Origin of the sequence: Arthrobacter gyeryongensis, assembly GCF_039543785.1 — a bacterium.
Classification (GTDB): Bacteria; Actinomycetota; Actinomycetes; order Actinomycetales; family Micrococcaceae; genus Arthrobacter; species Arthrobacter gyeryongensis.
Window position 1 is genome coordinate 44,217 of sequence record NZ_BAABKK010000018.1, and the last position, 19,868, is coordinate 64,084.

Below are 19,868 nucleotides of genomic sequence, written 5' to 3' on the forward strand. Positions count from 1 at the left end.
AGACGTTGGAGGACGGATTGGTCATTCAGTTCAGCGGGCGTCGTTGGCGTACCGGACGCCGAGCTGGGATCGCACCCCGTCGAAGAGGCGCATCGTGTTCAACGAATCGTCCAAGGGCATCACAGGACTTTCGGTGAGTCCTTGCTGGACACAGCGTGTCACCTCACGCAGCTCGTAGGTGTAGCCGATCCCTACCGCGTCGAAGCGTTCGGTCCGTGGTTCATCCCAGCCGGTTCGAATCAGAAGCTCACGCGGATTGTTGATGGACCCCTGAGTCTGGAGGAAGCCCTTGGATCCCGCAACGGACGCTGAGCGCGGCCCATGGGCCAGTAACGAAGACGTCAGCTGGGCGATGGCACCGCCGTCGTAAGCCAGCGTGAGCGCATTCTGGGAGTCGACGCCGTCGTCCGTCAAAGTGCCCACCGCGCTGACTGACTGCGGGAAACCGAGGGTGCCCAAAGGCCACAGCAGAGCGTATACCGTGAGGTCCAAAAGTGCCCCGCCGCCGGCCGCCGGGGCCCAGATGCGGGCGGAAGGATCGTAGGGGGCAGGGAAACCAAGATCGGCGCTGACCCATTTGATGTCGCCCAGCTCGCCGGACCCGGCAATGGCGAATGCCCTCTGCATGCTGGGCAGGAACCGACTCCATACGGCTTCCATGAGGAACAATTTCCGTTCCCGGGCCAAAGCGACGAGCTCTGCCGCTTCACGGCCGTTGATGGTCAACGACTTCTCGCACAGGACGTGCTTGCCCGCGTTGAGGGCGTCCTTGACGATCTGGAAATGCTGGGCATGCGGGGTGGCCACGTAGACGACGTCGACGGCGTCATCGGCGAGCAGCCGCTGGTAGCCGGGTACACCGCCGTCCTCGCCATAGGACTTCGTGACCCCATGCGCGGCGGCAAAGGCATCCGCGGACTCCTGGCGCCGCGAACTCACTGCGTAAAGGTTTGCGTCCTCGAGCTGGGCGAGGTCGCCGCTCACGGTTCTCGCGATCCCTCCCGTGGCGATAATGCCCCAGTTCAGGGCCTTGCCGGTGGCGGCGCGGGGATCCTGGTTCGGCTGGCTGAACAACCATGGCTTGGCGATATGCAGACTCATGCGGCCTATCCTCTCACTCCGCCGCAGGCGTCATACAGCACACGCTCAAGTCACGAGCCATCTGAACTTCGTCGGAGCCATCGCCTAAGCTGATGGTCATCATCCCTCGCAGAGAGGTTCTGTGGGGAGTTACCGAATGGAGTAGGGATGGGTGTTTTTCGACGCGTCATTTTGCCTGTGGCGTGGCTGCTGGTTTTTGCAGTGATCGCCGTGGCCTTGGTGAAGATCGCCTTTGTGGATGGGCTAAAGCCGCAGGGTGCCGAGCCGGCCCCGATGGCCAGGGTGGAGACGCCTGTTGTGCCCGCGGCGCGCGCAACGGTCACCAATACCGTGCAGATCAAAGCCACCGTTCAGAGCGACCCCGTTGTCGGTGTCCGCAGCACAGCGGCGGGAACTGTTGTCCACCTCTATGTGGAGCCGGGCGTTGCCGTGGCCAAGGGGGACCAGCTCTTCCAAGTCAAATCCGAGCGGACCAAGCATGCCAGCACTGCCGCAACGCCCGGGGAGAAGACCACGTCAGAACCCGTGTACGTGTACACCGACGTGCTCGCCCCTGCCGCTGGCATGCTCAATGAACTGACTGCACTGCTTGACCAGCAGTTAAGTGTGGGCGAAGTTGTGGGCAAGATCGATCCCGGGACCTTCACGGTGTCCGGCCCTGTCAACGCCGCCCAACAGTATCGGCTTCTTGCCAAGCCGGGCTCAGCGCAGATCTCCCTGGTGGGCGGGCCGGCTCCGTTCGCCTGCCCTGCCGTGACGCTGAAGAACAACGCCAACGACGCCGGAGCCACCGCGGGCGCGAACGGAACCGGCGGCGTGGGGATGGCCGTGCCAGCTGGCGGACTGTCGTTAGCCGCGGCTGGACCGGGTGGGGCAACGCAAAGTGACAGCGCGAGCACCGGGACGATCAGTTGTCCTGTGCCGGCCGGAACGGAAGTCTTCGCCGGATTGGGAGCAGCCATGACGGTGAGTGCGGGCGAAGCCAAGGACGTGGTGACAGTTCCCCTGACTTCGGTGAAGGGCAGTGTCAAAGAAGGCATTGTTTGGATGGCCGGCGCGGCTGCCGAGGGCAAAGCACCGGAACAACGGCCTGTGAAGCTGGGTCTCAACGACGGTGACAAGGTGGAGGTGCTGTCGGGCCTCGCCGAAGGGGAACGGGTGCTTGAATTTGTTCCCGGCGCCCCGGCCGCTCCTTCCCAACAAGGTTACGGGCCAGGCGGGGTACCCTACGGTCCGGCGGGAGGCTAGGCATGGAAAGCCTCGTGAGTTTGCGCGGTGTCACGCGCACGGTGGTGCTGCCTGACGATCAGAAGCTTCATATCCTCCGCGGGATCGACCTTGAGATTTCCGCCGGCGACCACACCGCAATCATCGGCCGCTCGGGCTGCGGGAAGTCAACGTTGCTGAACCTCCTGGGTCTCCTGGACGTGCCCACGTCCGGCGAAATCCTGTTTCTTGGCACGCCTGTGCTAAGAATCGGTGGCAACGCGCGTGCACGGCTTCGAGGCTCCACAGTGGGCTTCGTGTTCCAGCAATTCAACCTGCTCCCGGGCCGGAGCGCACTGGACAATGTCATCACGCCGCTCCTCTACGCCCGCGGCCGCGATTTCCTGCGACGCCGTGAACTGGCCATGGACATGCTGGACCGTGTGGGACTTGCCGGCCGTGCCCAGACCATGCCGAACATGCTCTCGGGTGGTGAGCAGCAGAGGGTTGCCATCGCGCGGGCCTTGGTCCGGCGGCCCCGTCTGATCCTTGCCGACGAACCCACGGGCGCGCTCGATGTAGAGACCGGGCAATCGGTCATGGCGCTTCTGGACCAGGTGGCCACGGAGTCCGCCGCGGCACTCGTGACCATCACCCACGACAGCAATGTGGCTGCACTGGCACGGTCGCGCTTCCGTCTGGACTCGGGGGTTCTGCATCCCCTTGACGGCGAGTCGAACTCCGGGATCGCTTTGTCGGAACCGGCGTTGTCGGCACTGGCTGCTTCGGGTTCAGCGCCGTTGGGGCCCACATCGTCGGAGGTCGATCGATGATCGGTTTCATGTCAGCGATGGTGGAAGCCTGGCAGGAACTGCGGATCAACAGAGTCCGGATCCTGCTGGCTTTGCTGGGCGTAGCCTTGTCCGTCGCGGCGCTCACGTCCGTGGTAGGCGTCGGCAATCTTGCACGCGAAGGGTTCAAAGCCTCGTCCGAGCGCACAGGGGGACGTTCAGCGACGCTCGCACTAAGGGTCAATGGTCCAACCCAGCCAGATCCAGCGCGTCTGGATGCGGCGTATCAGTCCATCGTTGACCGTTACGGTATTGCCTTCTCCTCGCACGAGGGCCATGCCGAGCAGCCGTTCCAGTTCCCTCGCGGTGTCCAGTCGGTTCAATTGATGGTGGTGGACCCTGGATATGGGGTCATTCACCGTCTGGAGTTACGGCAAGGGTCCTGGTTTGCCAGCGACGACGACCAGCGGCTGGCCCCCGCCGTCGTCGTCACTGAAGCGTTCTACAACGCGGCTGGCAGGCCCGACCTTGCCTTGCAACCCGGCATCAAGACCGCAGGCGAGCAGGAATCGAATGCAGTGATTATCGGCGTCGTGCGGGACACTTGGCCGGATGCACCCCCAGCGGCATACATACTGTCGGGCGCCGCCAAGAAAATGGGAGTCAACCAGCTCGGTGGGCAGTTCAAGGTATGGGTGCAGGACGGGCAAGCAGAAATGCTCTCGGCAGCCATCCAGGCCGATTTGGCGCAACAGCTCCCCGACACAAACATCATGGCGCAGCGGATGGACTTTGCCGCACAGGGAGATCCCCTGGCCCCGGTGCAACTGGTCGTGGGCGGTATTGCAGGCCTGGTCCTCTTGTTGGGCGCGGTAGGGATGTTGAACATCTCAATGGTCACGGTCCGCTACCGGGTGCGGGAAATCGGTATCAGAAGGAGTTTCGGAGCGACCTCGGGGCGCATCTTCCTGGGCGTGATGATGGAGTCCGTCGTGGCGACAGCAGTGGCCGGGCTGGCCGGCGTCATGGTGGCGGTGGCGGTGGTCAAACACCCCTGGATCCAGTCAAAGGTTGCGCCAGCCCTCAGTCAGTACCCGCCCTTCCCCATAGAAGCGGCCATGCTCGGTTTCGGAGCTGCCGTACTGGTGGGCGCGTTGGCCGGCGCCATCCCGGCCCTTGTGGCCGTGCGCGTCAAGGTTATTGACGCGATTCGCTTCTAAAGGGCCCAGTCTAAAGGGCAGGGCTCGGCCGCCCGGGCGGCCCGGTAAGAGGGCCGGGAACCTCGCGGTTCCCGGCCCTCCCGTCCGCTAGCTCTGGAAAGCGATCAGGCCCCGGCTGCTACCCGCGGACGCGCCGTTTCCTCGCTCAGTTTGCCCTGTTGCAGCCTGAAGCGCCGCTCGGTCTTCTGCGCCAGGCTGCGGTCATGCGTTACCACCAGAATGGTGGTGTTGTGGTTCCGGCTCAAAGAACTGAGCAGTTCGATGATGTGCTCACCGGTCTGCTCATCCAGGTTGCCGGTGGGCTCGTCGGCCAGGATGAGCTTGGGCTCGTTGGCCAGCGCCCGGGCAATGGCAACCCGCTGCTGCTCTCCGCCCGAGAGCCTGTTGATACGCCGGGATTGTTTCTCCGGATCCAGCTGCACCTGCTCCAGGAGAGACCGCGCCCGCTCCAAGCGCGCAGCCTTCCGCATTCCGGCGAACTCCATGGGCAGCATCACGTTGTCCACTGCCGAGAGGTTGGGGATGAGGTTGAACTGCTGGAAAACGAAGCCGATGTCCCGGCGCCGGTATTCGGTGAGTTTGCCGGCGGGCAGCCCGGCCAGGCTGACCCCGTCCACTACGACGTCCCCGCTGGTGGGCTTGTCCAAGGCGCCGAGCAGGGAGAGCAGGGTGCTCTTTCCGCTGCCGCTCTTTCCCACGATCGAGGCGAGGGTTCCCTTTTCGAGCTCGAAGCTCACGCCGTTGACGGGCTTGATGGTGCGGTCGCCGGATTTGAACTGGCGGACCAGGTCTTTGACTTCAATCATGGCTATTCTCCTCGGAGGACTTCGATGGGGCGGATGCGGGCTGTGAGCAGCGCTGGTACCAGGGCGCCTACGACGGCGACGCCGAAGACCGCGGCAACGCCGGCGGCAATGACGCCGGGGGAGGCGCTCGCCGTGACCGAGGTGAGCAGCTGGGAGGCTCCGCCGAACGGGTTTCCACCGGGACCGCCGAAGCCTCCGCCGCCGGGGCCGCGCTGGCTCGTGGCCGCCGTCGAGCTGTTGGAACTGATCAGTGCCGATGCGATGCCGCCGCTGGCGAAGGATGCGATGGCAGCGCCAACGACGCTGCCGAGCGCCACGAGGACGAGGGCTTCGAGCACGAACTGCAAACCGATGGTGCGGTTGCGGGCGCCGATGGCCTTCAGGACTCCGATCTCGCGGCGGCGCTCGCGGACCAGCATGACCATGATGAGCAGAATGATGAGGCCTGCCGTGCCGAGGGCCGCGATGAAGGCCACGAGTGAAATGTTCTTGACGCTATCCAGGGAACTGAGCGCGGTTTCGAGGTTTCGCTGGCCCTGGGTGACGTCGGCCTTGCCGGAGCCGAGGGCGGCTTGAAGCGCCGTCTTGGCAGCGTCCACGTTCGCCATGCTGTTGACGGTGACCACCATGCTGGAGAGCTCGCCGGGTGTTGCGGCGAGGGCCTGGGCTTCGGCGAGTGTCGTGTACACGGCGTTGTTGCCGAAAGTGGTGCCGGCGTCGAAGATGCCTGCCACCGTGAACGTCTTGCCGGCGATGGTGAACGTCGAGCCGGCCTTGAGGTTGTTCTTTGTCGCGAGAGTGGTTCCGACGAGGGCCTTGGTGCTGGCCACCGTGTAGTCGCCCAGGCCCGTGCCGCTGGTGATGTTCAAGGCCTTGCCGGCGGTGTCGACCTCGGCGCCGATGCCTGTGGCCGTGATGGGCAGCGAGAACGCCGGCGCGGTTCCGGTGCTGCCTGTTGCCGTGTTTCCCGATCCGGTGCTGCCGCTGGTGTTGTTGCGGTTGCCGAGCGTGCCGGCGTCGATGGCTGCCTGGAGGTTCGTGGTGACGCTCGTGCCGCCGCCGGGACCGCCGCCCGGTCCCGCTTGTTGCGTCGTGGTGCCGGTGGTTGAGGTGGAGGCCGTTGCGGTCTCGAGCCGCAGCGCCTTGGTGCCCACCACGGAGACGACGTTTGGTACGGCTGCCGCCGTCGCGGTCTGGGCCGTGGTGAGAGGCTCGCCACCGCCGTCGAAGCCCTGCGCGCCGGCTGGGTTCACGGTCAGGACCGTGCCCACGGAGGCGTTGAGCTCCTGGACTTTGCCGCCAACGGCTTGGTTGGCCACGAGCATGGCCAGCGCCAGCCCGATCGCGACGGCCAGCACTGCCACGACAGCCGCGGTTCTTATCTTGTTGCGGAAGGCATTGCCTACACTCCGGGCGAGGACGCTCACGATTCTCCTTCTGGACCTGGCCCGCCCCAGCGGCGCGCCTGCTCACCTAACAGTGCTCACGGCGGCTGTGCGGCTGTGCTGCTTAAGCTATGCGGGGCCTGTGAAGAGTTGCGCGACGGCGGATGGAACCGGAGACGACGACGGCGGCCACCCCCTCGAGTGGGGATGGCCGCCGTCGTTGGTGCCTGGATGAGACCTGTTACTTGGTGATCGGTCCGAGGATCGGATCGTCCACGTAAGCCGTCTTCACGTTGGCGAGAGTCACGATGACCGGAGGCAGCAGGTATGCCGGCACGGTCTTGACTCCGTTGTTGTAGGACTTGGTGTCGTTGATCTCCGGGGTCTTGCCGGACTGGACGTCCTGGACCATGGTGATGGCGTGCTCAACGAGCTTGCGGGTGTCCTTGTTGATGGTGGAGTACTGCTCACCGGCAAGGATGGACTTGACCGACTCAACTTCGGAGTCCTGGCCGGTCACGACCGGAAGCGGCTTGCCGGCGGCCTTGACCGAGGTCAGGATGGCGCGGGCCAGGGTGTCGTTCGGGGAAAGTACGCCGTCCAGCGAAGCGCTGGTGTAGGTGCCTGCGAGCAGGGTATCCATGCGCTTCTGGGCGTTCTCTGCCTTCCAGCCCTGGGTGACGGCCTGTTCGAACGACTTCTGGCCGGACACGACCTTGAGGGTTCCATCATCGATCTTCGGCTGCAGGATGCTCATGGCGCCGTCGAAGAAGACCTTCGCGTTGGCGTCGTCGGGGGAACCTGCAAACAACTCGATGTTGTACGGGCCGCTCGGCTTCTTGGCCTTGAGTCCGTCCAGCAGGGCCTGGCCCTGCAGCACGCCGACCTTGAAGTTGTCGTAGGCCACGTAGTAGTCCACGTTGGAGGTGTTCAGGAGCAGGCGGTCATATGCAATGACCGTAGCGCCGGCGTCCTTGGCCTGCTTGAGCTGCGTGCCCAGCTGCGCGCCGTCGATGGCACCGACGATGATGAGCTTGTCGCCCTTGGTGATCATCGCGCTGATCTGGTTCTGCTGCTCCGAAACGCCACCGTTGGCGAACTGCACATCCGGCTTGAAACCTGCGCTCGTGAGCCCGTCGTTGAAGAGCTTCTCCGCCAAGACCCAGTTCTCACTGGTCTTCTGGGGGAGCGCGACGCCGATCGAGGAACCCTTGGGGAATGCCTCGCTGCCGCTGGATGAACCACCGGAGGTGCCGCTGTCCGTACGGCCGCAGGCCGTCAGCGCCAGTGCCGCGATCGCAGCTACTGCTGCTGCCTTTCCTGCTTTACCAAACATTCGCATATCTTGGTTCGCTTTCTTTGTTGTGGATGGAACAATCCGTCTTGAAGCCGGTCAGGCTTCCTTGGAGATGACTTCCTTGGTTGAGGTCGTCTCGTCCGGGGCGTTTTCGCTGCTCCGGCCGAAGTTCTTCATCATCATTCCGATGATCGATTTCTTGCCTTGGGTCTTGTTGTAGACGTCGAAGGCAACGGCTGCCAGCAGCACCAGGCCCTTGATGATCTGGGTGAGGTCCGCGCCGACGCCGAGCAGTTGGAGGCCGTTGTTGAGGACAGCCATGACGAGGCCACCAACGATGGAGCCGATCACGGTGCCCACGCCGCCGGTGACCGCTGCGCCACCGATGAATACCGCAGCGATCGCATCCAGTTCCCAGCCGACGCCATCGAACGGACCCGAAGCGGTGGAGCGGCCCACGAAGATCATGCCGGCGAGGCCGGCAAGGATGGACATGTTCATCATGACCATGAAATTGACCTTCTTGGACTGAACTCCTGAGAGCTCGGCCGCGTGGCGGTTGCCGCCGACTGCGTAGATGTGGCGGCCGATGACCGTCTTGGCGGAAATGAAACCGTAGATCAGGACCAGCACGGCCAAGATGAGGCCCGGGATGGGGAATGAGGTGCCGGGGCGGCCAGTCGCGAACAGGTACGTGGCGTAGAGGATGGCTGCATTGATGAGCACGAGCTTGGTGACCATCACCCAGCCTTCTTGTACTTCGGCGCCCAGTGCCTGGGCGGTGCGGCGGGAACGAATCGCACTGACAATCACGAATGCGACGGCGATAAGGCCCAGCAGGATTGTCAGGTTGTTATACCCCGTCTTCGGCCCTATCTCGGGCAGGTACCCGGAGCCCAGGTACTGGAAGTCTTCCGGGACCGGAACGGTGTTGGACTTGCCGACGAACTGGTTGAAACCGCGGAACAGCAGCATTCCCGCAAGGGTCACGATGAATGCCGGAATCCCGACGTATGCCGTCCAGAATCCTTGCCAGGCTCCGATCAGGGCGCCGAGCAGGAGCCCGAACAGGACTGCTACGTACCAGGGCAGGTGCCAGTCCCTGATGGCGAGGGCCACCGAGATACCGACAAAGGCCGCTACCGAACCTACGGAAAGGTCGATGTGGCCGGCGATGATGACCAGGACCATGCCGATGGCCAGGATCAGGATGTAGGAGTTGCCGTTGAAGAGGTTGATGACGTTGCCCGGGGTGAGAGTACGGCCCGAGGTGAAGATCTGGAAGAAGATGACGAGTGCAACCAGGGCGAAGATCATGCCGAATTGGCGGGTGTTGCCACCGAATAGCTTCTTGAGCGCGTTCATTGTTTTGGGTCCTTGTGTCCGTGTGGTTCTGGAGGTGACCGGGGTCAGGCAGCTTTGCGGCTGGATGTCATGAGCTTCATGAGGCTTTCCTGGCTGGCTTCGTCCTTGTTGAGTACGCCAGTGATGGAGCCCTCGAAGATGGTGTAGATACGGTCGGAGAGGCCCAGCAGCTCGGGAAGTTCGGAGGAGATCACAATCACGCCCTTCCCTTGGTTGGCCAGCTGCTGGATGATTCCGTAGATCTCGTACTTGGCTCCGACATCGATTCCGCGGGTGGGTTCATCCAGGATGAGAAGGTCCGGATCGGTGAACATCCATTTGGCGAGAACCACCTTTTGCTGGTTTCCGCCGGAGAGCTTCGACACGCCTTCCTCCACCGAGGGGGTCTTGGTGCGCAGCGACTTCCGGTATTGCTCAGCCACCATGAATTCCTTGTTGGTGTCCACGACAATTCCCCGGCTGATCTTCTTCAAGTTGGCTGACACCGTTGTTGTCTTGATGTCGTCCAGGAGGTTCAGTCCCAGGCTCTTGCGGTCTTCCGTGACGTAGCCGAGACCGGCGTCGATCGCCTGGCGGACGCTGCGCATGGTGATCGGCTTGCCGTCCTTGTACACCTGCCCCGAGATGAACCGGCCGTAGGAGTGGCCGAAGACGGAGCGGGCGAGCTCGGTGCGGCCGGCACCCATCAGGCCGGCAAAGCCGACGATTTCACCGCGGCGCACATGGAAGCTGGAGTTCTTGCAGACCAGGCGGTCCTGGATCTGGGGATGCCCGACCGTCCAATCCTTGACTTCGAAGAACACCTCGCCGATTTTCGGCGTGTGGTCCGGGAAGCGGGACTCGAGCGTCCGCCCGACCATGCCCTTGATGATCCGGTCCTCGTCGACGCCGTCTTCCACGACGTTGAGCGTCTCGATGGACTTGCCATCGCGGATGATGGTGATCTCGTCCGCGATCTGCTCGATCTCATTGAGCTTGTGGGAAATGATGATGGACGTGATGCCCCGGCCCTTGAGGCCAAGGATCAGGTCCAGCAAGTGCTGGGAGTCCGATTCGTTGAGGGCCGCAGTGGGCTCGTCGAGGATGAGCAGCTTGACGGACTTGTTCAGCGCCTTGGCGATTTCCACCAGCTGCTGCTTGCCGACGCCGATTTCCTTGATCGGGGTATCCGGGTCCTCGCGCAAGCCAACCCGTGCGAGCAGTTCGATTGAGCGCTTGCGTGCCTCGGCCCAATCGATGATGCCACGACGGACGGGTTCGTTGCCGAGGAAGATGTTTTCCATGATGGACAGCTCGGGAATCAGCGCCAATTCCTGGTGGATGATCACGATTCCCGCGTGTTCGCTGGCCCGGATGTCCTTGAACTGCTGGACTTCCGCCTGGTACACGATGTCGCCGTCGTAGCTGCCGTAGGGGTAAACCCCGGAGAGCACCTTCATCAACGTGGACTTGCCTGCACCGTTTTCACCGCAGATCGCGTGGATTTCGCCCACCTTGACCCGGAGGCTAACGTCCGAGAGCGCCTTCACGCCGGGGAATTCCTTGGTGATGGACCGCATCTCGAGGAGAACCGGATCCTGGTGCGTAATGGGGGTCGACATACCCTTGCGCCTCCAATGTTTGACGTCGTTGTCGGCTCGGGGATGGCGAGCCTATCTGATGAGAAAGTAAACTGGATCACACCGCTTGTCGTCAAGACTTTAACGCAAGACGGCGATAACAGCGTGGTAACGAAATGTTTAGGACTGCTTGATTCCGGCGTGCTGGAACACCAAAGCGGCCGCCCCGAGGGCCTCCGCCCGGGCGCCGAGCGAAGACATCGCCAAGTGCGTTGTCTCGCCGATTACGGGCACTGCATGGCGGACGAGACCGCGCCTGATCGGGTCCAGGAGGATGTCGCCGAGGCCGGCCAGGGGGCCGCCCACCACGATGACTTCGGGGTTTATGAGATTCGCCACATTGCCCAGCGCCCGCCCCACCGCGAGCCCCGCGTCGTCCACCACGCGAAGGGTCGCCGGATCCCTCGCCAGGGCGTTGCGGACAATATCCTCGGGCTCGAGGTGCAGCCCCGAGCCCTTCCCGAGCAGCTCGATCATGGTGGTGGTGGAAGCCATCGTTTCCAGGCAGCCCCGGTTGCCGCAGCGGCAGATGGCGCCGTATTCGTGGATGGTTGCATGGCCGATTTCTCCCGTGATTCCCACCGCCCCGTAGTAGGGCGCGCCATTGATGATGAGACCCGCTCCAATGCCGGAACCGATCTTGAGGAACATGAGGTTGCTGATCCCGCTGTGGGGTCCCCAGGTGACCTCGGAGAGGGCGCCCAGATTGGCGTCGTTGTCAACGTATACAGGAAGATCGAGGGCTTCCTCCAGTCGTTCGAGAATCTGGATCCCCACCCATTCGGGCAGGATGGCCCCCTGCGCCACGGTCCCGGAACGGCGGTCGATGGGGCCCGCTATGCCGGCGCCCGCGCCAACTACCGCGCTTCGGTCAACCCCGCTTTCGAGCAGGAGTTTGTTGAGGAGCGCGACTGCGGCGCTGATGCCCTGTTCGGCGTGGTGGCCAAGGGGTAGTGTGACCGTTTCCTCAATGATGATGTGATAGCCCAGCGAGGCCAGGACCACCCGCAGGTGGCGCCGGCCAAAATCGATCCCGACGGCCACTGCGCCGTTGCTGTTGAGCCTGACGTTCAGTGCCCGGCGTCCGGAGCTCGTGATCGGCTCGGTGGAGACAAGCCCTGCGTCCTGCATGATCTTGACGATGTTCGACACCGTTGCCGTGGAAAGCCCGGTCTGCCTGGCGAGTTCGGCCTGGGTGGATGGGCCGCTCAGCAGGCACTCGATGAGCCGCTGCTGGTTCAGGTGGCGCAGCGCTGACTGCGAGCCGGGGTTTTTGCGATGGCTCTTCGTCGAGCTGGATGTTGCGGGCATGACAAGAAGCGTGCCTCAAATCACAGTTGCAGTCAAGAAGTTAACGCAACGGAGTGAACTTGCATCGTCATCATGAACTATGCCCCAGTTTTGTACGAACCATCCCCTGCGGGCTCCCCGCAGGTCCTTTTGTCCCGGTTGGCAAGCCTGTGGCTGGCTAGGCTGGAATCACGAGTAATCCCGGGCGTGTCTCCCATGAACGCCCGACGGGGGATGCAAGGTGCTATCGAGGTGGTAATGATGCTGCTGTCCGTTCTGCAGGCCAACGCTGTTGTCCTGGACATCGACGCCAATTTAAAGACGGTCGATTCGGCGGCGCAGCGCGCTGCCGCGGCGGGGGCCTCCTTGTTGCTGACGCCCGAGCTCTTCCCGGTAGGCTATGCGCCGCTGAGGCTCCACGCCGAGCTGGATTTCGCGACGCTTCCAAACATCCGGGAACGTCTTGCGGACATCGCCCGAACCCACGGAATCGGACTGGTCTACAGCCTTCCCTCGCCGGCTGTCGATGGCGGCTGGCATATCTCGGCTACGCTTCTGGACGCACACGGAGCCGTGCTCCTGGAGTACGACAAAGTGCACCTCTTCGGCGGGGAGGAGCGAAAGGCGTTCTCCGCCGCCCGAGCAGCTCCCGGCATCGTGGACTTCAACGGGGTCAGGACATCGCTGCTGATTTGCTACGACGTCGAGTTTCCCGAAACTGTCCGCGCTGCGGCCATGCGGGGCGCTGAGCTTCTGCTGGTTCCCACAGCCCTGTCCGCGGGCTTCGACACGGTACCGCAAGTCCTGATCCGCGCCCGGGCGCTGGAAAGCCAGCTCAACGTGGCCTACGCGAACCACAGTGGCCACGAGGACGGCTGTGATTTCCTCGGCGGGAGTGTGGTCGCGGGTCCGGACGGCTCATTGCTCGCTGCCGCCGGGGACGGTGCGGCATTGCTGTTCGCCGAGATCTCCACGGAAAGCGTCAAGGCAGCCCGGGAACAGGTGCCCTACCTGCGCGAACGCCGCCCGGAGCTGTACCGCGAGTGGGAAGGTTCTGCTCCAGAAGGTTGAGGGTCCATAACAAAATTGAAAGTCGTGTATCGATTGCCGCTGATCGCAGCTACCGTAGGAGGGGCGACGTGGGGATCGTCCCGCCTGTGTCACGTCGTGAACCCTGTCCCGGACGGATCGCATCATGAAAATTTCGCTCAAACGTGAACGACGCATTTTATTCACTGTGTGGGCTGTCGCTGTTGTCGCGGGCATGATCGGAGGCCCTTTTCTTGCCGCGGTAACGGGCCAGCCCATCTGGGTATTTCTCGGTCTGCTAGCTCTGGCGGTCCTGTTGGGCTTTTGGCATAGCAGTTTCCGGCGGCGATCGAAAGGATCCGGATCAGCAGTTGACCCCGGGCGCGCGTAAGCTAATCGGCCGAGCCCACTTCCGGACTTCGAGAATGAGGCTGCGTCCATCGCCAAAGAATGGCAGAAGGAAGACTGCATGCAACAGGAACCAGTACGGCAGGAATGAACCGGGTGCCAGCAGTGCAACAAGCGCCCCCACCAAGCATGAAGCACCCGGACCGAGTATCGCCACGATTGCAATCTGCCACCCGTAGAGACGCCCGACGGGAACGACGGAGAAGTGAAGGGCGCCGGAAGATACTACGACGTCGGAAATCCCGTGAAACAGCCTCATGCCCGCAACGTGAGACCACTCATGCACCAGAAAACCGCACAGCAGGCAAAGCACATGCACAAGAAGCCACAGGCCAGCCTGGAAAAGTATCGGGTCAGTGGTCATGGCGGCCAGTAAGGTGCACGCTGTGAAGCCGAGGGCCGCGGCGGCAAAAGGCAATCTACATGACCATATGAGTTGCTTGGCTATCAGCCCGGCAGTCACATCCCGGAGGGCGAACTTTCGAACGGTCAATCCTGGTCCGCTTGCAGGAGTCGCTTCTTGTGGAGCTTTAGGCGTTCCAGGACGGATGCAACGGCAACATAAAAGACCAGCGATGCCGCGAAGACAAAAGCGATGGGTGTGCCGTTCGACACCCCGATTTCCAATGCGGTCGCCCCGTCGGGCTTTGCATGGGGCTCGAAGAAGAGTGCGCCGAACAGGCCAAATTTCCTGACTCCTAATTCCGACGCCGAGAACATCGTGGTGATGAAACTTGCGACGACGACGATCATGGTGACAACAAAAGAGACTGTCAGCCCGACGATGAATCTAAGCAACCACTTCATGGCGTGCAATCCTTTCCATTCTTCGCATACCCAGGATGCTGTAAAAGACGACGAGCATGTTAAGCGCGGTGAATATTCCCGCGCTGATCAATGGATCAAAGTTAAAGACGTTCAAGCCAAGAGCCACAATCATGACGACTATCACCGTGAGCAGGACCCCGATGATGACAGTGAATGGGTTTCCTTTCTCGGGAGGGAAAGCGATGCCAACCAAGGTTGATATGAGAACGTTGCTCAAGCAGAATCCCGCCACGGGCAGGCACGCTTCGATGGCAACTCCCTGTGCCAAGGAAATTGCGATGACTGGAATGCCCACAGTTATCAGGAGGACGCCTTGCGAGCCTATGATGCGTATGTAGTTCGCGACGGTGCTGCCCGGATAGGTGACCATGCGTCGCAGGGGCTCCGAGTTTGAAAATGCATAGACTCCCTGAAACGTTATGAGGGCAAGCGCGTAGGGCGGCAACACCAAGTGTTCGATCCAGGTAAAGACTGAATAGACGATGACAAAAGAGACGGCCACCATTGTTTCGAAACTCCGAAACAAGACCAGAATGTAAACGCCGAACTTCCGCCCTGCCAACCATGAAGGCAGGAAGGCGAAGAAGCGAGGCATTGGGACGTAGTTCCTGGGTGCGACCGCCACTATTGCTGGAATTAGTGCTGCTGATGTCGCAAGCAGAACTAAAGTGGAAAACCAGAGCCCGACGTCTTCCTGTAGTTTTGCGTAGAGTAAAGCAGGCGCGAAGTAGTCCCGCCCGTTGACGTAGCTTTCGGTGATCTGATTGCCCTGCTCGTTGGTTTGAGGAAAGGCGACCGCCAGCCCGAAAGCAAGCACCATCGGGACTATCAGGCCACGAAGTCGAGCTATCCTGAGGGCCTGTAGAGCACGTTCAAGCAGATAGTAGCCGAGGCTCAGAAGCAGGTACGTTGAAATAGCGGGGAACCAGATCGACGCCAGAACCCTCGGAATGTAATCCGTCCCCTCGATCAGCACGGTTGAAATGGAGAAAGCACCGAAAATGAACACAGTCACGAGGAGGACGAGGGACGACTCAAAGAGCGCAAATGCCATGGTCCTTTCCTTGTTGGTCACCGGCAGATTGAAGGAGAGCTTTAGAAGCTCATCGGCCTTCATAAACAGCACCCGGATTAGTGTGTACGCAATAAGTACCCAGAATCCGACGGATGCGTTGGCTACTTGAAGAACAGGATCAAGTAGACCGGTTCCACCGAGATACTGGCGGATGACCACATAGCTCAACGCGTTGAATCCGGCGAACGCGACAACGAGTAGGAAAATGGCAGAAAGCCGAGCAGCCGGGCTGGCCAGCAGTCCTCGTCCCAGGACGCGTCTCACGATGAAGAGCCAGAACAGTCGAAACAGCAGGACAACGCTCTTGAGGCGCATTTATGATGGTTCCATTGCTTGAATGAATTCGCTGGCAAGGTCAGCTATCGTGCCATGATCTTGGATAATTTTCCGGACCGGAGCCTGAACCACTAGGGCCCCTTGGATGAGAAGAGCCAGCTCGTCAGCGACGTGTTCCAACATGCTGAAGTCATGACTGCACAGCAGAACTGACCGGCCTTCTGTGGCAAGTTTCCGGATGTCCCGTTCGAAGAGGTTGATGGCATCGATGTCGACGCCATTGAGGGTTTCATCGATGACGGTAAACCTTCGTCGGAGCATGAACGCGGCGATGAGTTGCAATTTCTTCCTCATGCCGTGCGAGTAGTCTTCGATCAAATCGCGGTGCCTGTCGCGCATGGAGTACCTGACGAATTGAGTCCTCAGTGCCGCGTGATCCATGGGTTCTCGGTAGAGGCCGTGCATAAAGCGCAGATATTCCTCGCCTGTGAGGAACTCAGGGAGGTAATCATTGCTGGACAGGTAGATCGAAGACATCTTGGCGCTGCGGCTCTGACTGCTTTCAGACCCGATGCGGATGCGGCCGCTTTGAAGTTGGAGCAGATCCAGGATGACCTTTATCAGAGTGGACTTCCCGGACCCGTTGGGACCAATGAGGCCCATGATCTGGTCCTCTGCGATCGTGAACGAAACATCATTAAGCACTTGGGTTCTGGAATTGTAGGCGTAGTTGACGTTGGCAACGCTGAGAGTCATGAGGCGAATTCCGATGCTCTTGTCGTGGTGGCAGCTTGTCAGTGCCACCACGACGGTTGGCTTGCACCTGGTTACCTGCATTCAACGAACACAGAGACGCCCCATTGGCTCCAACTCCAGTTGCCAGTGAACCGGCCTCGTCCCTGCGTCAAGCACCAGATGGCCATCGCTGCGAGCAATACAAAAGCAAGCGCCATCAGGACGGCGAGAAACACCAGAAACCAGCCATCGTAACGAACAATCATTTCGTCAATCTTGGTGCGTGCCGCTGCCATCGTGCTGCTTGCATTCAATGCGGTCGTAGTGAGCATTTCGTTCCTCCACTTTGATTTGAGCTACTGGCGGACGCCGTGTAGCCGGCTGTCGAATGCTAGGCCCAGAAAACCCCGTCTCAGTGGTCAAACGGCGGAATTAAGTGGTGGAACCGGCCAAAATACGTGCAAAATCGGCGTTTCTCAGTGTGCCTGCGGCCCCGTCTACGTGTTTAAGCTGCACAACACGTAGACAGCACGGCTGCCCGGGAGTGCCGAAGACTAAGCTTCCCCTCCGCCCACCAACCCGTCCGTGTACTGGAGCGCGATCCAAAGTTCCGCGCGCACTTGGGCCTGGTTCAGGTCGGCGTCGAGCAGTTCGGCGAGCAGGCCGATCTGGCGGCGCACGCTGTTGCGGTGCAACCCCAGCAGCTTTGCGGAGGCGTCCCAGCTGCCGTTTTCGCTCAGCCATCCCCGGAGGACCGCCAAGAGGGGATCGCGCCTATCGGCTTCCAAGGAAAGCACCGGCTCAAGGAGCCTCGCGGCCAGCATGGACCCGGCCTCGCGCCCCAGGAGTCCGGTGACGGACCAGGTCACCTCGTCGACGCGGGCGCTCCGTCCGCTGGACTGGACCCGTGAACGGAGCGAGGTCACGCGCTGGTGTGCTGCGGCGAGGCCTGTCAGTTCCGTCGGGTCTCCGATGACGAGCCGCCAGCCCAGCTTTTCGATGTCCGCCAGGAGTGCGTCGTCCACCTTCAAACGAGTGATCGCAGCGAACCCGTAATCGGTGATTTCCACCAGTTTGGTGTCGAAAAGGCGCCGCCACTGCAAAAGCTCGCGCACCGGGCTGTCGCCGGCTGGCCATTCGGGGGAGTCCACCTTGATGCCTTGGATCACGCGCAGGGGAGCGGATCGCGTGGAAGAAAGGCTCTGGGCGAGGAGGTCCTTCAGCCCGTTGACGTGCCGGGTTCCGCCGCTGGCAAGGCTTTCAGGGTGCAGCAACAATGCCGTGGCCAATTGGCTCGGCGCGAGCGAGCCGCTGGTCCGTTGGCGGACGAGCAATTCCAGCAGCCCCACCACCGACTGCACCACGCTGTTCTGGGCGGGTGTCAGCGCAGCGTCCGAGCCCAGGATCAGGGCGCCCAGGTTGGCGTCCTTGGTGCTCCGCAGCGGGTGGCCGAAAACCATCGCCGATCCCGGCTGCTCAAAGCCGTCAACTTCAACCCGCGGCCCGCTTCCCGAAAGGAGCCGTTCCAGCATGGGCTCCAGCAGTGAATGCTCGACGCCGGTGCTGCCGCCGGCTGCGTGGGCGCGCGCACGTACACGCCCGTCCGCTCCGACGAGAAGGGCCCAGACGGGTACCTTCTGGACCAAAGCGGCGAGCAGCTCGTGTTCCGGCCGAGGGGAGAGGACTGCCCGCATGAGTTGCCTGTTGGTCTCCGCGAGCTGGCGGAAGACCTTCGCATTATCCGATTCCAGGAGCTGGGAGAACTCAAGCCCGATCGCGGCGAACGGGATGGACTCCGGGATCTCAATCAAGGTGAGCTGGTGCCGTCGGCACGCCTGGAGCAGCTCGGCCGGGACGGCGTCGAAATACGGCCTGATCCCGAACCCCAGCGCCGCCACCTTGGCCCCCACCAGCCGCTTCACGTACGCATCGACGTTTTCCCTGGACCCGCCATCACCCAGGAAAGGGAGTCCCGCGGTCAGCAGGAATTCCCCCTCCGGCAGGTAGGGGGTGGGATCGTCCAGTTCGCTGGGTTCAACCCAGCGCAACAACTCCCCGCCGCTGCCGCCGTCGTGGAGTATCTCCAACTCGGGCGGCAGCTGCTTCAGGAACTGCTCAAGCGTGACGAAACTGAGGCGGCCGTGGGTCGGCTCAGGCGACATCGCTCGGTGCCTCCTGGTAATCGGGGCACTCGTAGGCGCTGGACTCGTACACGCGGGGGAGCCGCGGCGCGATCCGGTTGATGATCTCGTCCCCGTGGCTTCCGATGGCGGCGCCCCAATCGTCGGCGCTCGCAGCCCCTCCAGCCGGATCGCCGAACAGGACCGCCGTGTCACCGACCTCGATTCCGGACGCATCCGGGCCGAGGTCCACCATGAACTGGTCCATGCACACCTTGCCGATCACAGGGACTTTCCGGCCGGCGATCTGGACCAGGCTCCGGCCGCTGATGCCCTTGGGGATGCCGTCGGCGTAGCCCAAGGGGATGAGTCCGAGGTAGCGCGGCTCATGCGTGATGGCCTGGTGTTCGTAACTGACGCCAGTCCCCGCCGGGACTTTCTTCACCATGACGAGCGGCGCGGTGACGCTCAAGGCGGGGCGCAGTCCGAAGTCGGCGGGATCCAGATGGTCCGCCGGGGCGAGTCCGTAGATCGCCAGTCCGGCGCGGACCATATCGAAATGGAATTCGGGCCGGTCCAGGATATTCGCCGAGCTCGACACGTGCCGCAGCTGCGGGTCCAGGCCGGCAGCCCGGGCTTCGCGAACGGCGTCTTCGAACTCCGCCACGGCTGCGGCGTTGCCAGGGTGGGCGGGTACATCGGCCCAGGCCAAGTGAGTCCAGATGCCGCGGACAAGCGCCGTGCCGTCCTGCTCCGCCTTGCGTGCCCGGGCCACGAGCTCGGGCCAGTCTTCCTTGCGCGCACCGCCGCGGCTGAGGCCGCTGTCCAGCTCCAGGTGCACGACGGCGGGGCGGCCCAATTGCCTCGCGATCCCGGCCAGGACCTCAAGTTGACCGACGCTCCCAAGCGAAACGTCGACGTCGTACTCGAGTGCCTCGCGGATGGTCGCGCTGGTCTGGGATGCCAGATACAGCCACGACAGGACCGGCACGGTGATGCCCGCCTGGCGAAGTGATATAGCTTCGCTCAACTGGGCGGTTCCCAGCCAATCAGCTCCTGCCGCCACCGCCGTCCGGGCCACATCCACGAGGCCGTGACCGTAGCCGTTCCCCTTGACGACGGCCATGAAATGCGGCGCTGCGGTGCGCTTCTTGAGTGCTTTGATGTTGTCTGAAATCGCAGACAGATCAACGCTGACCTGCCCGGAAAGCGCCGCTTCCGGCGTCGTTTCTGATTGTGCAATACGTCTCATGGTTGATCACTATAGGTCATTTTGCACCGCCGTGAGAGCTGGCTCACAGGCTTACGGTTGTCAGG

The 19,868-nt window shown here is 62.2% G+C and carries 17 protein-coding genes; 4 read left to right on the forward strand and 13 right to left on the reverse strand.

From position 1 onward, the window contains the following. Positions 1-30 precede the first annotated feature (30 nt). Positions 31-1,101 (reverse strand): Gfo/Idh/MocA family protein, encoded by a 1,071-nt coding sequence (locus ABEA18_RS14195; RefSeq protein WP_345450035.1) that lies wholly within the window; start codon positions 1,099-1,101, stop codon positions 31-33. A 147-nt stretch (positions 1,102-1,248) separates the two neighbouring features. Here ABEA18_RS14195 and ABEA18_RS14200 point away from each other — a divergent pair, with 147 nt between their 5' ends. From ABEA18_RS14200 to ABEA18_RS14210, 3 genes are read left to right on the forward strand one after another with little or no spacing between them, the layout of a single operon-like run. After that, positions 1,249-2,349, forward strand: coding sequence for an efflux RND transporter periplasmic adaptor subunit (locus ABEA18_RS14200; protein ID WP_345450037.1), 1,101 nt, complete (start codon positions 1,249-1,251; stop codon positions 2,347-2,349). Positions 2,350-2,351: 2 nt separating this feature from the next. Then, on the forward strand, positions 2,352-3,140 hold the full coding sequence (locus tag ABEA18_RS14205) for an ABC transporter ATP-binding protein (RefSeq protein WP_345450038.1): 789 nt from the start codon (positions 2,352-2,354) through the stop codon (positions 3,138-3,140). Next, a complete protein-coding gene (locus ABEA18_RS14210; protein ID WP_345450039.1) occupies positions 3,137-4,318 on the forward strand; it encodes an ABC transporter permease in 1,182 nt (393 codons plus the stop codon). Before ABEA18_RS14205 ends, ABEA18_RS14210 begins: the two co-directional genes overlap by 4 nt. 104 nt (positions 4,319-4,422) lie before the next feature. Here ABEA18_RS14210 and ABEA18_RS14215 read toward each other — a convergent pair whose 3' ends face one another. The 6 genes from ABEA18_RS14215 to ABEA18_RS14240 form a co-directional block, all read right to left on the reverse strand. Next, positions 4,423-5,124: an ABC transporter ATP-binding protein gene (locus ABEA18_RS14215; RefSeq protein ID WP_345450040.1), complete on the reverse strand. Its 702-nt coding sequence runs from the start codon at positions 5,122-5,124 to the stop codon at positions 4,423-4,425. Positions 5,125-5,126: 2 nt separating this feature from the next. Next, positions 5,127-6,551, reverse strand: coding sequence for an ABC transporter permease (locus tag ABEA18_RS14220; RefSeq protein WP_345450041.1), 1,425 nt, complete (start codon positions 6,549-6,551; stop codon positions 5,127-5,129). Positions 6,552-6,750: 199 nt separating this feature from the next. Beyond that, positions 6,751-7,851 (reverse strand): substrate-binding domain-containing protein, encoded by a 1,101-nt coding sequence (locus tag ABEA18_RS14225; protein ID WP_345450042.1) that lies wholly within the window; start codon positions 7,849-7,851, stop codon positions 6,751-6,753. 51 nt (positions 7,852-7,902) lie between these two features. Then, complete coding sequence (gene mmsB, locus ABEA18_RS14230) at positions 7,903-9,171, reverse strand: multiple monosaccharide ABC transporter permease (RefSeq protein ID WP_345450043.1); 1,269 nt, start codon at positions 9,169-9,171, stop codon at positions 7,903-7,905. A 44-nt stretch (positions 9,172-9,215) separates the two neighbouring features. After that, a complete protein-coding gene (mmsA, locus tag ABEA18_RS14235) occupies positions 9,216-10,772 on the reverse strand; it encodes a multiple monosaccharide ABC transporter ATP-binding protein (protein ID WP_284992025.1) in 1,557 nt (518 codons plus the stop codon). 138 nt (positions 10,773-10,910) lie between these two features. Then, positions 10,911-12,101, reverse strand: a complete 1,191-nt coding sequence (locus ABEA18_RS14240) for an ROK family transcriptional regulator (protein WP_345450046.1) — start codon at positions 12,099-12,101, stop codon at positions 10,911-10,913. A 240-nt stretch (positions 12,102-12,341) separates the two neighbouring features. Here ABEA18_RS14240 and ABEA18_RS14245 point away from each other — a divergent pair, with 240 nt between their 5' ends. Further along, positions 12,342-13,151 carry a nitrilase-related carbon-nitrogen hydrolase gene (locus ABEA18_RS14245; RefSeq protein ID WP_425550531.1) on the forward strand — a complete coding sequence of 270 codons (810 nt, stop codon included), beginning with the start codon at positions 12,342-12,344 and terminating at the stop codon, positions 13,149-13,151. Positions 13,152-14,006: 855 nt separating this feature from the next. On the opposite strand, the gene ABEA18_RS14250 is transcribed toward ABEA18_RS14245, so the two are convergent. The 6 genes from ABEA18_RS14250 to alr all read right to left on the reverse strand — a co-directional run bounded on the left by ABEA18_RS14250 (position 14,007) and on the right by alr (position 19,803). Further along, positions 14,007-14,324 carry a hypothetical protein gene (locus ABEA18_RS14250; protein ID WP_345450049.1) on the reverse strand — a complete coding sequence of 106 codons (318 nt, stop codon included), beginning with the start codon at positions 14,322-14,324 and terminating at the stop codon, positions 14,007-14,009. Continuing rightward, positions 14,308-15,735, reverse strand: a complete 1,428-nt coding sequence (locus ABEA18_RS14255; RefSeq protein ID WP_345450050.1) for a hypothetical protein — start codon at positions 15,733-15,735, stop codon at positions 14,308-14,310. The genes ABEA18_RS14250 and ABEA18_RS14255 overlap by 17 nt, the downstream gene beginning before the upstream one ends. Then, a complete protein-coding gene (locus ABEA18_RS14260; RefSeq protein ID WP_345450051.1) occupies positions 15,736-16,503 on the reverse strand; it encodes an ATP-binding cassette domain-containing protein in 768 nt (255 codons plus the stop codon). A 20-nt stretch (positions 16,504-16,523) separates the two neighbouring features. Beyond that, positions 16,524-16,763 carry a hypothetical protein gene (locus ABEA18_RS14265; RefSeq protein ID WP_345450052.1) on the reverse strand — a complete coding sequence of 80 codons (240 nt, stop codon included), beginning with the start codon at positions 16,761-16,763 and terminating at the stop codon, positions 16,524-16,526. A gap of 222 nt (positions 16,764-16,985) precedes the next feature. Beyond that, entirely contained in the window at positions 16,986-18,593 is a 1,608-nt protein-coding gene (locus ABEA18_RS14270; RefSeq protein WP_345450054.1) for a PucR family transcriptional regulator, read from the reverse strand. Next, positions 18,583-19,803: an alanine racemase gene (gene alr, locus ABEA18_RS14275; RefSeq protein WP_345450056.1), complete on the reverse strand. Its 1,221-nt coding sequence runs from the start codon at positions 19,801-19,803 to the stop codon at positions 18,583-18,585. Before alr ends, ABEA18_RS14270 begins: the two co-directional genes overlap by 11 nt. Between the last annotated feature and the right edge of the window lie 65 nt (positions 19,804-19,868).